This is a genomic window from Nocardioides mangrovicus (assembly GCF_003674065.1).
Taxonomy (GTDB): domain Bacteria; phylum Actinomycetota; class Actinomycetes; order Propionibacteriales; family Nocardioidaceae; genus Marmoricola; species Marmoricola mangrovicus.
In genome coordinates this window covers 1,037,371-1,050,913 of record NZ_RDBE01000010.1, presented here as the reverse complement: position 1 = coordinate 1,050,913, position 13,543 = coordinate 1,037,371, and the positions used below count along the sequence as shown (strand labels likewise).

The following is a 13,543-nucleotide window of genomic DNA, read 5'->3' as shown; positions in this document are numbered from 1 at the left end:
GCTAGACGGCGACGGTGAGCTCGACCTCGACCGGCGCGTCCAGGGGCAGCACCGCGACCCCGACGGCCGAGCGGGCGTGCACACCGGCGTCGCCGAAGACCTGACCGAGCAGCTCGCTGACGCCGTTGGCCACCTGCGGCTGCGCGGTGAAGTCGGGCGCGGAGGCGACGAACACGACGACCTTGACCACCTGCTTGACCGCCGAGAGGTCGCCGGTGAGCGAGCGGACCGCCGCCAGCGCGTTGAGCGCGCACTGTTGGGCGCACTCCACGGCCTGCTCCTGGCTGACCTCGGCGCCCACCTTGCCGGTGGCCACCAGCGAGCCCGAGCGCATCGGCAGCTGGCCCGAGGTGAGCACGTGGTCGCCGTCGCGCACGGCGGGCACGTACGTCGCCACCGGCTTGGCGACCTCGGGCACCGAGAGACCCAGCCCGGCGAGCCGCTCCTCGGGGGTGCTCACTGCAGCGGGCGCTTGAAGTAGGCGACCAGGTTCTCGGGGTTCATGCCCGGGACGACCTGCACCAGCTCCCAGCCGTCGGAGCCGAAGTTGTCGAGGATCTGCTTCGTCGAGTGGACCAGCACGGGGGCGGTCAGGTACTCCCACTTCGTCATGGGCGCACCCTAGCCGCGCCCTACGGACGGGCGTCGAGGTCGTGCAGCACGCGGCGCAGGTCGGCGTCGCGGCCGGCGTCGACACCGAAGGGCGCGCGAGGCAGGTCGTCGTGGCGGTGCACGCGCTCGAGCACGGTGACGACCGTGGTGAAGAGGAGGAAGAAGAGGGAGACGGCGATGAGGTTCCACATGGCAGTTACTCTGCGCTCGCTCACATCGCGCCACGAGTGGCAGCAAAGTCGTCTATCGCGTATTTTCTGCCACATGCCGTTGCGGACCGTCGCCGTCGTGCTGCCACCACGACCGAGCCTGTTCGAGCTGGGGGTGGTACGGGAGGTGTTCGGGGTTGACCGCACCGACGACGGCGTCCCGCCGATCGACTTCCGGATCTGCGCCGAGCGCCCCGGTGAGCCGCTCGAGCTCGACAACGGGCTGGTCCTGCTGCCGCCCTACGGCCTGGAGGCCGCCGACGACGCCGATCTCGTCGTGGCCGCGGCCTACGAGAGCCTCGCCCCGCCGGGCCCCGCGACGGTCGAGACCTTCCGCCGCGCCCACGCCCGCGGCGCCTGGGTGCTCTCGGTGTGCTCCGGGGCGTTCGTCCTCGGGGAGGCCGGGCTGCTCGACGGACGCCGCTGCACCACCCACTGGCGCCACACCGCGGAGCTGTCGCGCCGTTACCCGACGGCGGAGGTGGACCCCGACGTGCTCTTCGTCGAGGACGACCGCGTCATCACCAGCGCCGGCACCGCCGCCGGCATCGACGCCTGCCTGCACCACGTGCGCTGCGAGCTGGGCGCCGCCGTCGCCAGCCGGATCGCGCGGCGCATGGTCGTGCCGCCGCAGCGCGAGGGCGGGCAGCGCCAGTACATCGAGCTGCCGGTGCCGGCCTGCAGCGCCGACAGCCTCTCGCCGCTGCTGACGTGGATGCGCGAGCACCTGCACCAGGAGCAGCCGGTCAGCGACCTGGCGCAGCGGGCTGCCATGTCGCCCCGCACCTTCGCGCGGCGCTTCGTCGCCGAGACCGGCACCACGCCGGCGCGCTGGCTGCTGCTCCAGCGGCTCGACCACGCCCGCCACCTGCTGGAGAGCACCGATCTCGCGGTGGAGTCGGTGGCGGCCCGGTGCGGGTTCGGCTCCGCGGCCCTCCTGCGGCACCACTTCGCCGCTCACGTCGGCGTCGCGCCCAGCGACTACCGACGCACGTTCTCCACCGCCGTATGACCCCGCTCCGGTATGCCGACCACACCGACGGTGTCGCCGACCTCTACCTGCCCGAGCGCGAGCCGACCCACCTCGTCGTCCACCTGCACGGCGGGTTCTGGCGGCAGGCCTACGACCGCGACCACGCCCGGCCCGTGGCGCGGGCGCTGGCCGAGGCCGGGGCCGCCGTCGTGCTGCCGGAGTACCGACGCGTGGGTGCCGGCGGTGGCTGGCCGACCACCTGCGAGGACGTCCGCACCGCCCTCGAGCGACTGCCCTCCCTGCTGCCGTTCGTCCCGCGCACGGTGACCCTCAGCGGTCACTCCGCCGGCGGCCACCTCGCGCTCTGGCTGGCGTGCTCCGGGGCGAGGGTCGACCGGGTGGTGCCGATCGCGCCGGTCGGCGACCTGCGGCACGCCGCCGCCACCGGCATGGGCGACGGCGCCGTGCGCGACTTCCTCGGCGTCGACCACCACGTCGACGACGCCGACCCCGCCGCGCTCCTGGCGCGTCACCGCCCGGCGTACCCGATCGAGATCCTGCACGGCACCGACGACGACGTCGTGAGCATCGAGAACAGCCGCGGCCTGGTCGCCGCCCACCCGTGGGTCGGCCTCGTCGAGCTCGGCGGCGCCGGGCACTTCGACGTCGTCGACCCGCAGAGCGCCGTCTGGCCCCGGGTGCAGCAGGCGCTGCTCGATCCCCCCACGGACTGACGACCGCGGCGGCCGCGGACACCTACCCTCGAGACATGACCGAGCCCGCGTTCGCCGACGAGGCGCGGGGGCCGTGGACGCGGCCGCGCGGGATCGCGCTCGACGTCTGCGTCGTCATGGTCACGCTGGTGGTGGCCTGGGCGGGCAGTGCGCTGTCCGGAGTGTTCGCGCGCGACGGGTTCCACGTGGCCCTCGTGACGCTGGAGATCCTGCCGCTGCTCGTGCGCCGCACCCACCCGGCCTGGTGCGTCGGGCTGGTGACGGCGTTCTCGCTGCCGCAGCTGGTGCTCCTCAGCACGCCCACCTGGGGGCAGGCGGCGGTGCCGCTGACGATCTACGCCGCCGTCACCTACGGCGGCAGCCGGCTGGGCCGGGTCGCGCTGGCGCTCGGCCTAGGCGGCGCAGTGCTCGGGCCGGCGTCGTGGACGCTGCGCACCGGCGACGGGCGGACCTTCACCGAGGCCGCCGTGTTCTGTGCCCTGGTCGTGGTCAGCTCCTGGCTGGTGGGCACGCTGGGCCGCACCCGCAAGGCCTACGTCGACCAGCTCATCGAGCGCGGCATCCGCGTCGAGCGCGAGGCCGAGCAGCGCGCCGAGCTGGCGGCCTCGCAGGAGCGGGCCCGCATCGCGCGCGAGATGCACGACATCGTGGCCCACGGCCTCTCGGTGATGGTGGTGCAGGCCGACGGCGCGCGGCTGCAGCTCGAGCGCGACCCCGAGCGGGTCGGCCGGGCGCTGGACACCATCGCCGGCACGGGACGTGAGTCGCTGCAGGAGATGCGCCGGCTGCTCGGGCTCCTGCGTCCGGAGGACCACGCGACGGCGACCCGGCCGCAGCCGGGTCTGGCCGACCTGCGCCAGCTGCTCGACGAGCAGGTCCAGAGCCGGATCGCCGACGACCTCCCCGCCGTGGGACAGGGCGTCGGGCTCACGGCGTACCGGGTGGTGCAGGAGGCGCTGACCAACGTCCGCAAGCACGCCGGACCCGACGCGCACCCGCGGGTGGAGGTGTGGGCCGACGCCGGCTGGCTGCACCTGGTGGTGCTCGACGACGGCCGCGGCGCCGCCGCGCCCGACGACGGCTCGGGCCACGGACTGGCCGGCATGCGCGAGCGCGTGGCCGTGCACGGCGGCACGCTGGTCACCGGTGCTCGACCCCGCGGCGGCTTCGAGGTCCGGGCCGCGCTGCCGCTCACCGAGGTGCCCGTCCGGTGAGCATCCGGGTCTTCCTGGTCGACGACCAGGAGATGGTGCGCGCCGGGTTCCGGATGATCGTCGACAGCCAGGACGACATGACCGTGGTCGGCGAGGCCGGCGACGGGCAGGCCGCGATCGAGGCGCTGGCCGTCACCGGTGCCGACGTCGTGCTGATGGACGTCCGGATGCCGCGCGTCGACGGCGTCGAGGCCACCCGGGTGCTCGCCGCGCGACCGGACGCTCCCCGGGTCATCGTGCTGACCACGTTCGACCTCGACGAGTACGCCTTCGCCGCGATCCGCGCCGGGGCGTCGGCGTTCCTGCTCAAGGACGCCACACCGCCGGTACTGCTCGACGCCGTCCGTCGGGTGCAGGCCGGCGACGCCGTGGTCGCGCCCAGCACCACCCGCCGGCTGCTCGACCACTTCGCCGCGCTGCCCGAGGACCGCCCCACCCCGCGCGGCCTGACCGACGCCGGCCTGACCGACCGCGAGGTCGAGGTGCTCACCCTCATCGCCCGGGGCCGCACCAACGGCGAGATCGCCGCCGACCTGGTGGTGGCCGAGGCGACGGTGAAGACCCACGTCTCGCGGCTCCTGGCCAAGACCGGCTCCCGCGACCGCGTGCAGCTGGTGCTGCTCGCCTACGACACCGGGCTGGTCGGCTCCGGCTGAGTCATCCCGTGGGCGGACGCCGAGTCCGGTCCGCGGCCTGACGATCAGCGGCCCGGATCTTCCTAGCGTCGTGGCCATGACGACCACCCAGCAGCAGACCGGTTCTCAGCAGACCGCGCTGGCCGCCTCGGCCCGCGACCTCGTCCGCACCTACGGCTCCGGCGAGACGGCGGTGACCGCGCTGGCCGGCGTCGACCTCGACGTCGCGGCGGGCCGCTTCACCGCGATCATGGGGCCCAGCGGATCGGGCAAGTCGACCCTGATGCACTGCCTGGCCGGCCTGGACACCCCCACCTCGGGCAGCGTCGTGGTGGGCGGCGTGGAGCTCGCCGGGCTCGACGACACCCGGCTGACCCTGTTCCGCCGCGAGCACGTCGGCTTCGTGTTCCAGTCCTTCAACCTGCTGCCGATGCTCACCGCCGGGCAGAACATCGTGCTGCCGCTGGAGCTGGCCGGCACCCCGGTCGACCGAGTCTGGCTCGACGACGTCGTCGGCGTGCTGGGCATCGAGGACCGGATGGGCCACCGACCCTCGGAGCTCTCGGGCGGCCAGCAGCAGCGGGTGGCGGTGGCGCGGGCCCTGATCTCGCGGCCCGACATCGTCTTCGCCGACGAGCCCACCGGCAACCTCGACAGCGCCACCTCGCTGGAGGTGCTGGCCTTCCTGCGCCGCTCGGTGCGCGAGCTCGGCCAGAGCGTCGTCATGGTGACCCACGACGCCGACGCCGCGGCGCACGCCGACGAGGTCGTCGTCATCGAGGACGGACGGGTCGCCTGATGCGCACGGTGCTCATGGCCTCCGTGCGCCGCTACGCCCGGCGCTACGTCGCCGCGGTGCTCGCGGTGGTGCTGGGCTCGGCGTTCGTCGTGGTGACCGCGACGATCGCGTCGGCCACCAAGGCCGGCATGCTCAACGACCTGGCGACCGCCTACCGGGGCGCCGACGTCGTCGTCACCGGTCTCGACCCCGCCTCCGCCGACCGCGCCCTGGCCCGCATCGGCACGGCGTCGGTCAACGCCTCGGCCTACCCCGCCGTCGTGGTGGGAGGTGCCCACCTCGACGACGTCGCGGTCGGGTCCGTGGCCTCGCACCAGTCGCTGCGTTGGCAGCACCTGAGCACCGGGCGCTACCCGAGGGCGAGCGACGAGGCGCTGGTCGACGCCGGCGCCGCGCGCCAGAACGGCATCCGGCTCGGCGAGCGGCTCAGCCTCGACGGGCGCGACTACCGCGTCGTCGGCACCAGCCGGCACGCCAACGGCCACCTCGCCGCCGCCGTCTACCTCACCTGGCCGGCGATGCAGCGCCTGCGCGATCAGGTGTCGGTGACCGACCTGGTGGTCGGCGGCAGCGACGCCGGCCGGGTGCGCGGGGTCGTCGGGTCGGCGACGGTCGAGCCCGTCGACGCCTACCTGGCCGCCCAGGCCAAGCGGATGACCCGCAACGTCGACGTCGTGGCCACAATGCTGCTGCTCTTCGGTGCGGTCGCGTTCTTCGTGTCCATCCTCGTCATCGCCAACACCTTCACGGTGCTGCTGGCGCAGCGGCAGCGGGACTTCGCACTGCTGCGCTGCGTCGGTGCGACCCGGCGCCAGGTGATGCGGTCGGTGCGCCTGGAGGCGCTGACGATCGGGATCGGCGCCGCGACGCTGGGAACGGTTCTCGGCGTCCTCGTCGGCCGGCTGCTGCTGGTGCTCGCCGGGCACGTGCTCACCGCGCTCCCGGTCGGGCGGGCGCACGTGGGCTGGGGCTGGCTACTCGCGGCGTGGCTGACCGGCGTGCTGGTCACCGCGGTGGCCTCCGTGCTGCCGGCGCGCCGCGCCACCCGGGTCGACCCGCTCACCGCGCTGCGGCCGCTGGGGGCCGTCGACGTCCGCAGCCGCGCCGGTGCCGCGCGGCTGGCGCTGGGAATGGTTCTCATTCTCGCCGGAGCGGCCATGCTCGCCCTGGCGATGCTGGGCCACCTGCCGCTGGTGATGGTCGGCGGTGGGGCGATCTCGTTCCTCGGGCTGCTGCTCCTGGGCCCCGTGATCGTGCCGGCCTGCATCCGCGCCGCCGGCCTGCTCACCGGGCGCCTGCTCGGGGTGCCCGGTCGGCTGGCCACGGCCAACGCGGTGCGCAACCCCCGTCGGACGGCGGCGACGGCGGCCTCGCTGCTGGTCGGCACCACCTTGGTGACCGGCATGGTCGTCGGGATGGCCACGATCCGGGCCGCGGTCGACACCGCGATGGACGCCGACCACCCGGTCGACGTGAGCGTCGTCGGCACGCGCGCCCTTCCGGCGGACGCCGCGCGCCGTGTCGCGGCGATCCACGGGGTGCGCGAGGCGGTGGCGCTGCGCGGGGTCACCGCCACCTCCGACACCCGTGGCGCCCGGCTCGGCCCGACGACGGTGGTGGCGCTCCCGGCGGCGTCCGATGTGCCGCGCGGCAGCGCGCTCTCCCACCTCGCACCGCGGACGGCGTACGTGCCGTGGTCGCTGATGAACGACTTCGCCCAGCAGGACCGGCTGACGCTGACCGCCGCCGGCCGGTCGGTGCGGCTGCACGTCGTCGGCCTCGGGGGGATCGACGGCGGCATCGTGGTCAGCCAGGCGACGCTGCGACAGCTCGCGCCCCAGGCGGGCGTCCGCGGCGTCTGGGCCCGGGCGGGCGACCATGCCGATGCCGACACCGTCGGCACGCGCGCGGCCGACCTGGCCCGGGCCTGGCACGCGCAGGCGGCCGGCGGCCTCAAGCAGCGGGCGTACGTGCACCTGCAGCTCGACGTCATGGTCTACGCCGTGCTGGCGCTGCTCTCGGTCTCGCTGCTCATCGCCCTGTTCGGCATCGCCAACACGCTCGGCCTCTCGGTGCTCGAGCGCACCCACGAGCACGCGCTGCTCCGCGCGCTCGGGCTGACCCGCGCCCAGCTGCGGGCGACACTGGCGGTCGAGGCCGTGCTGCTGGCCGCGGTGACCAGCCTGATCGGCGTGGTGGTGGGCTCGGTCTACGCGCTGGTCGGCGTGCGCACCCTGCTCGACCGCGCGCTGGGCGACGAGGCGATCCACCTCACCCTGCCGTGGGGCCAGCTGGCGCTGGTCGTGGCGATCGCGGCGCTGGCCGGCCTGGCCGCCTGCGTCCTCCCGGCCCGGCGGGCCGTGCGGGTGAGCCCGGCGGCGGGGCTCGCGGTGGAGTGAAGGGGGGCCGGCGGGCGGCGGGGGTTTTGCCGGGTGCCCGGCAAAACCCCCGGAAATCGGCTCCAGAAACGATCTCGGAGAAGAGATTCAGTCGCCCTGCGCCCGATTCGCACCACACTGCCAGGTCAGGGCGGTGATATACCCGAGTGTGGCACCGATCACATCGACCGGGCCTCCCTCGGAAGGTCGTGGTCCCGTGACCGCTGCAGCCCCGCCCGCACCGCGCACGCCTCGCACGCGTCGCACCCAGCTGGACCACTATCCCGCCGACGCCCAGCGCTACCTGTGCCTGGGGATCGTCGTGCTGGCCACGATCGTCCTCTACTACCAGTTCTACCTGGCGGGTGCGGTCGCCGCCGGCACCGACGGAAAGAACGGCATCCTCGTCGACTACGACATGTCGTTCGTCTACTACGTCAACATCGCCGTGGTCGGCTACCTGCTCGGGGCGGCGGCCTCGTTCGTCACCGGCGTGGCCGACCGCTACGGCCGGGTCACGATCATCACCGTGGGGCTCGTCGTCGTGGCGCTGCTGTGCCTGATCGGCATCCCGCTGGCCGACTCCAAGATCGGCTTCGGCATCGTCTTCGTGCTCATCGGCGTCGTCGAGGGCATCATCCTCGTCGCCACCCCGGCGCTCATCCGCGACTTCAGCCCGCAGCTGGGACGCGCGTCGGCGATGGGCTTCTGGACGCTGGGGCCCGTGCTCGGCTCGCTGGTGGTGAGCATCCAGATCAGCAGCACCAGCAACACCACCCCCTGGCACCACCAGTACATCGCGGCCGGCGTCGTCGGCCTGATCGTCGCGGGGCTCTCGGCGGTGTTCCTGCGCGAGCTCTCCCCCGCGCTGCGCGACCAGGTGATGGTCAGCGAGCGCGACCGCGCCCTGGTCGAGGCCCGCGCGCAGGGCATCGACGTGAGCGAGTCGCTGCGCTCGCCGTTCCGCCAGATGCTCAAGCCCGACATCGTGCTCTCGGCGTTCGCGATCAGCGTCTTCTTGATCATCTACTACGTCGCCGTCGGGTTCTTCCCGGTCTACTTCCAGACCGTGTTCGGCTTCAGCCAGAGCCGGGCGAACTCGCTGGGCAACTGGATCTGGGCCTTCAACGCCGGGGCGCTGCTGGTGATCGGCTACCTCTCCGACCGCGTGCGGGTGCGCAAGCCGTTCATGGTCGTCGGCGCCCTGGGGGCGATCGTGATGACGATCGTCTTCCTCTCCCGCGCCACGCACCCCACGACCAGCTACGGCAGCTTCGTGGTGATCCTGGTGCTGCTGGCGATGTTCCTCGGGCTGGCCTACGCGCCGTGGATGGCCAGCTTCACCGAGACCGTGGAGAAGCGGAACCCGGCGCTGACCGCCACCGGGCTGGCGGTGTGGGGCCTGGTGATCCGACTGGTGATCGCCGTGTCGGTCTTCATCGTCCCCCACGTGGTCACCACCGTCTCGACGCTGGTGCAGGAGGGTCCCAGCGCCCAGGCGCTGGCCGTGAAGTACCACGACGAGCTGGCCACCGCCGCGAAGCTCAGCCCGAGCACGTCGGCCGCGCTGGCCAAGGACCCCACCGACCAGACCGCGGGCATCAAGGCGGTCAGCGAGGTCACCGGGATCAGCGTCGACGACGTCACCACGGTGGCGACGCTGGCCGCCACCCCCGGCGCCACGCCCACCGCGGAGCAGCAGCAGCTGCTGGCCACCGACGGCCCGAAGATCCAGGCCGCCACCAGCTCGCTCCAGGCGCTGGGCGAGGTGCCGAAGAGCGACCTCGCGCTGCTGCAGCGGGTGCAGGGCGCTGCGGAGGAGTCACCGAAGCAGTGGCAGCACTACTTCTGGATCGCGGTGGGCGGCGAGATCGTCTTCATCCCGCTGATCTTCCTGCTCGTCGGCGCCTGGAACCCGCGTACCGCCCGGCGACGCCAGGAGGAGCACGAGGAGATGGTGAGCGCCGAGCTGGAGAAGCTCAGGAGCTGAGCTCGGGCTCGGTCTTCTCGCGGATCTCGTCCTCGGTGACTCCGGGGGCGAGCTCCACCAGCTTGAGGCCGCCACCCTCGGACTCGGGGACGACGTCGATGACGCCGAGGTCGGTGATGATGCGCTGCACCACGCCGAGACCGGTGTAGGGCAGCGAGCACTCCTCGACGATCTTGTAGGAGCCGTCCTTGGCGGTGTGCTCCATCAGCACCACGACCCGGCGGGCGCCGACGACGAGGTCCATCGCCCCGCCCATGCCCTTGACCATCTTCCCGGGGATCATCCAGTTGGCGATGTCGCCCTTGGCGCTGACCTGCATCGCGCCGAGGATGGCGATGTCGATCTTGCCGCCGCGGATCATCCCGAAACTGGTGGCGGAGTCGAAGAACGACGCCCCGCGCCGGATCGTGACGGTCTCCTTGCCGGCGTTGATGAGGTCGGGGTCCTCGTCGCCCGCGTAGGGATAGGCACCGACGCCGAGGATGCCGTTCTCGCTCTGCAGCACCAGCTCGACGTCGTCGTCGACGTAGTTCGGCACCAGCGTCGGCAGCCCGATGCCGAGGTTGACGTAGGAGCCGTCCTCCAGCTCCGAGGCGGCACGCGCCGCCATCTCATCGCGACTCCACGGCATCTCAGCCACGCTCCCTGACTGTGCGCTTCTCGATCTGCTTGGTCTCCTCGACCTGCTCCGGCGTCAGCGCGAGCACCCGCTGCACGTGCACGCCGGGGGTGTGGACGGAGTCGGCGTCGATCTCGCCCGGCTCCACCAGGTGCTCGACCTCGGCGATGGTGACGCGCCCCGACATCGCGGCCAGCGGGTTGAAGTTCCGCGCGGACTGCCGGAACACCAGGTTGCCGTGCCGGTCACCCTTCCAGGCCCGCACCAGGCCAAAGTCGGCGACGATCGCCTCCTCCAGCACGAAGTCCTGCGGGCCCTCGGCGGTCTCGAAGTTGCGGACCTCCTTGGCCGGCGAGGCGACGACGACCTCGCCCTCGCTGTCGTAGCGCCACGGCAGCCCGCCGTCGGCGACCTGCGTGCCGACCCCGGTCGGGGTGAAGAAGGCGGGGATGCCCGAACCGCCGGCCCGCAGCCGCTCGGCCAGCGTGCCCTGCGGCGTCAGCTCCACCTCGAGCTCGCCGGAGAGGTACTGCCGCGCGAACTCCTTGTTCTCCCCGACGTAGGAGGAGATCATCCGGCGCAGCCGCTTGGCCTTGAGCAGCTTGCCCAGACCCCACTCGTCGACGCCGCAGTTGTTGGAGACGGCTTCGAGCTCGTCGGCGCCCTGGGCCAGCAGCGCTCCGATGAGCACCTCCGGCACCCCGCACAGCCCGAACCCGCCCACGGCCAGGGTCGAGCCCGACCCGATGTCCGCCACCGCCTCCTCGGCGCTGGCCACGACCTTGTCCACCCACGGACTCCCTTCGTCGGGGCGAGGCTATCGCTCGCCCACGCAGGTTCTACTCTGACCGGCATGCCCGACTGGCCCGACGTGCAGCTGCACGTGGTCACGGGCAAGGGCGGCACGGGCAAGACGACCGTCGCAGCCGCGCTCGCGCTGGCGCTGGCCTCGCGCGGGAAGACGGTGCTCCTGTGCGAGGTCGAGGGCCGCCAGGGCATCGCCCGGCTCTTCGACGTCGCGCCGCTGCCCTACGCCGAGCGCCGCATCGCCCACGCCGAGGAGGGCGGCGGCGACCTCTACGCGCTGGCGATCGACCCGGAGGAGGCGCTGCTGGAGTACCTGGCGATGTACTACCGGCTGGGCCGCGCCGGGAAGGCGCTCGACCGGTTCGGCGTCGTGGAGTTCGCCACCACCATCGCCCCCGGCGTGCGCGACGTGCTGCTGACCGGCAAGGTCTACGAGGCCGCGAACCGCAACGCTCGCAACAAGGGCGCCCGGCACTACGACGCGATCGTGCTCGATGCGCCGCCGACCGGGCGCATCACGCAGTTCCTCAACGTCAACACCGAGCTGGCGGGGCTGGCGCGGATGGGGCCCATCAAGAGCCAGGCCGACGCGATCACCTCCCTGCTGCGCTCCTCGCGCACCGTGGTGCACCTGGTGACCGTGCTGGAGGAGATGCCGGTGCAGGAGACCGCCGACGGCGTGGCCGAGCTGCGCGAGGCCGGGCTGCCGGTGGGCGGCGTGGTGGTCAACCTGGTGCGCCCCCAGGACCTCGACGCCACCCAGCGCGGCGAGCTGCTGGCCGGCGGCGTCGACACCGCCGCGCTGACCACCGAGCTGGGCCGGGTGCTCGATCGCGACCCCGGCCCGCTCGTGGACGTCCTGGTCGCCGAGGGCCGCGACCACGCCGAGCGGCGCGCTCTGGAGGACCGGCAACGCGCGGTGGTGGCCGGCATCGGCGTCCCGACCTACGAGCTGCCGCGGCTGCCGGGAGGCGTCGACCTGGCGGCCCTGTACGAGCTCGCCGACGATCTGCGCGACCAGGGCATGGCGTGAGCACCCCCCGCGCGAGCCGGGCGACCGCCCGCCGCGGCCCGCTGGCCGGGCACGCCGGCGAGCCGCCGGTGCTCGACGTCGACGCCCTCCTCGACGACCCGGCCACCCGCATCGTCGTGTGCTGCGGTGCCGGCGGCGTCGGCAAGACCACCACCGCCGCGGCGCTGGGGCTGCGGGCCGCCGAGCGCGGCCGTCGGGTCGTCGTGCTCACCATCGACCCGGCGAAGCGACTCGCGCAGTCGATGGGCATCGACCAGCTCGACAACACCCCGCGTGCGGTCTCCGGCGTCGAGGGCGACGGCTCGCTCGACGCGATGATGCTGGACATGAAGACGACCTTCGACGAGGTCGTGGAGAGCCAGGCCAGCCCGCAGAAGGCGGCCCAGATCCTGGCCAACCCGTTCTACGTGGCCATCTCCAGCTCGTTCGCGGGCACCCAGGAGTACATGGCCATGGAGAAGCTGGGCCAGCTCGACCGCACCGGGCAGTGGGACCTGATCGTGGTCGACACCCCGCCCTCGCGCTCGGCGCTGGACTTCCTCGACGCCCCCGAGCGACTCTCCTCGTTCCTCGACGGCCGCTTCATGCGGCTGCTGCTGGCCCCCGCCCGCGGGCCGGCGAAGCTGATGACGGCCGGGTTCGGACTCGTCACCGGCGCACTGACCAAGATCATCGGGGCGCAGGTGTTGCGCGACATGCAGACCTTCGTCACCGCCTTCGACACCCTCTTCGGCGGCTTCCGGCAGCGCGCCGAGCGCACCTTCGCGCTGCTGCAGGCCCCCGGGACGGCCTTCGTCGTGGTCGCGGCGCCCGAGCCCGACGCCCTGCGCGAGGCGGCCTACTTCGTGGAGCGGCTCGGCGAGGAGCAGATGCCGCTGGCCGGCCTGGTGGTCAACCGGGCCAGCACTCTCCCCGACGGCGGCCTGTCGGCCGAACGGGCCATGGCCGGCGTCGAGCGGCTCCGCGAGTCCGGCTCGGCCCAGGCCGGCCTGGCCGCGGGCCTGCTGGCGCTGCACGCCGACCGCGTGCGCATCGTCGAGCGGGAGGAGCGGCTACGGGGCCGCTTCGCCACTTCCCACCCCGGCGTGCCCACGGTCGTGGTCCCGGCGCTCCCGGCCGACGTCCACGACCTCGAGGGGCTGCGGCGGGTGGGCGGGTTGCTCGCCGGCGACTGAGCCGAGGGTCGCGCCAACCGCACCCGTGCGCAGTCGGCGCGGCGATCCCGGGCGATTCGGGCGTGCCCACGTCGCAGGTGCGCAGTTGGCGCACCCCATGGGGCCCGAGTGGCTCCGGCCCGGTCATCGCCAAAGTCCCGCACTTGCGAAGTTGTGCGGGGTACATATCGGGCGACCCCCCGCCAAGGTCGCGCAAGTGTGCCGCTTTGGCGGCACACCGGCAGCCTCAGCCCTGAGCAGCCCCGCCGACCGCACCGGCGTGGTGCTCGACCATCGCGGTCTCGAGCAGGTCGCGCCAGGAGGTCACGTTCGGACGCTTGCGCAGGATCGCGCGACGCTCACGCTCGGTCATCCCGCCCCACACG

14 protein-coding genes and 1 pseudogene are annotated in these 13,543 nt (G+C 73.2%); 9 read left to right on the top strand and 6 right to left on the bottom strand.

The features are described 5' to 3' along the window. Position 1: 1 nt before the first annotated feature. Genes D9V37_RS19590 through D9V37_RS20330 form a run of 3 tightly spaced genes read right to left on the bottom strand, consistent with a single transcriptional unit; the run spans position 2 to position 803 of the window. Positions 2-460, bottom strand: a complete 459-nt coding sequence (locus D9V37_RS19590) for a RidA family protein (RefSeq protein ID WP_121807759.1) — start codon at positions 458-460, stop codon at positions 2-4. Next, positions 457-612 (bottom strand): DUF4177 domain-containing protein, encoded by a 156-nt coding sequence (locus tag D9V37_RS19585; protein WP_121807758.1) that lies wholly within the window; start codon positions 610-612, stop codon positions 457-459. Before D9V37_RS19585 ends, D9V37_RS19590 begins: the two co-directional genes overlap by 4 nt. A 20-nt stretch (positions 613-632) precedes the next feature. Then, positions 633-803 carry a hypothetical protein gene (locus D9V37_RS20330; RefSeq protein ID WP_158604528.1) on the bottom strand — a complete coding sequence of 57 codons (171 nt, stop codon included), beginning with the start codon at positions 801-803 and terminating at the stop codon, positions 633-635. Positions 804-876: 73 nt separating this feature from the next. Here D9V37_RS20330 and D9V37_RS19580 point away from each other — a divergent pair, with 73 nt between their 5' ends. The 7 genes from D9V37_RS19580 to D9V37_RS19550 all read left to right on the top strand — a co-directional run bounded on the left by D9V37_RS19580 (position 877) and on the right by D9V37_RS19550 (position 9,544). After that, positions 877-1,833: a GlxA family transcriptional regulator gene (locus tag D9V37_RS19580; RefSeq protein ID WP_121807757.1), complete on the top strand. Its 957-nt coding sequence runs from the start codon at positions 877-879 to the stop codon at positions 1,831-1,833. Continuing rightward, positions 1,830-2,528, top strand: a complete 699-nt coding sequence (locus D9V37_RS19575) for an alpha/beta hydrolase (RefSeq protein ID WP_121807756.1) — start codon at positions 1,830-1,832, stop codon at positions 2,526-2,528. The genes D9V37_RS19580 and D9V37_RS19575 overlap by 4 nt, the downstream gene beginning before the upstream one ends. A gap of 35 nt (positions 2,529-2,563) precedes the next feature. Further along, complete coding sequence (locus D9V37_RS19570; RefSeq protein WP_121807755.1) at positions 2,564-3,742, top strand: sensor histidine kinase; 1,179 nt, start codon at positions 2,564-2,566, stop codon at positions 3,740-3,742. After that, positions 3,739-4,398: a response regulator gene (locus D9V37_RS19565; protein ID WP_121807754.1), complete on the top strand. Its 660-nt coding sequence runs from the start codon at positions 3,739-3,741 to the stop codon at positions 4,396-4,398. The genes D9V37_RS19570 and D9V37_RS19565 overlap by 4 nt, the downstream gene beginning before the upstream one ends. A 70-nt stretch (positions 4,399-4,468) precedes the next feature. Then, positions 4,469-5,176 carry an ABC transporter ATP-binding protein gene (locus D9V37_RS19560; RefSeq protein ID WP_408636232.1) on the top strand — a complete coding sequence of 236 codons (708 nt, stop codon included), beginning with the start codon at positions 4,469-4,471 and terminating at the stop codon, positions 5,174-5,176. Next, positions 5,176-7,575: an ABC transporter permease gene (locus D9V37_RS19555; protein WP_121807752.1), complete on the top strand. Its 2,400-nt coding sequence runs from the start codon at positions 5,176-5,178 to the stop codon at positions 7,573-7,575. Before D9V37_RS19560 ends, D9V37_RS19555 begins: the two co-directional genes overlap by 1 nt. A gap of 196 nt (positions 7,576-7,771) precedes the next feature. Then, positions 7,772-9,544 carry an MFS transporter gene (locus tag D9V37_RS19550; protein ID WP_198412654.1) on the top strand — a complete coding sequence of 591 codons (1,773 nt, stop codon included), beginning with the start codon at positions 7,772-7,774 and terminating at the stop codon, positions 9,542-9,544. Here the strand turns inward: D9V37_RS19550 and D9V37_RS19545 are convergent. Beyond that, complete coding sequence (locus D9V37_RS19545; protein ID WP_121807751.1) at positions 9,534-10,175, bottom strand: CoA transferase subunit B; 642 nt, start codon at positions 10,173-10,175, stop codon at positions 9,534-9,536. The genes D9V37_RS19550 and D9V37_RS19545 overlap by 11 nt on opposite strands. A gap of 1 nt (position 10,176) precedes the next feature. After that, a complete protein-coding gene (locus D9V37_RS19540) occupies positions 10,177-10,953 on the bottom strand; it encodes a CoA transferase subunit A (RefSeq protein WP_121807750.1) in 777 nt (258 codons plus the stop codon). 63 nt (positions 10,954-11,016) lie between these two features. Between D9V37_RS19540 and D9V37_RS19535 the strand changes: the two genes are divergently transcribed. Continuing rightward, on the top strand, positions 11,017-12,003 hold the full coding sequence (locus D9V37_RS19535; protein WP_121807749.1) for an ArsA-related P-loop ATPase: 987 nt from the start codon (positions 11,017-11,019) through the stop codon (positions 12,001-12,003). A gap of 41 nt (positions 12,004-12,044) precedes the next feature. Continuing rightward, complete coding sequence (locus tag D9V37_RS19530) at positions 12,045-13,178, top strand: ArsA family ATPase (protein ID WP_232525055.1); 1,134 nt, start codon at positions 12,045-12,047, stop codon at positions 13,176-13,178. A 226-nt stretch (positions 13,179-13,404) separates the two neighbouring features. Here D9V37_RS19530 and D9V37_RS20830 read toward each other — a convergent pair. Next, positions 13,405-13,543 (bottom strand): annotated as a pseudogene (locus tag D9V37_RS20830) (WhiB family transcriptional regulator); the annotation flags it as partial.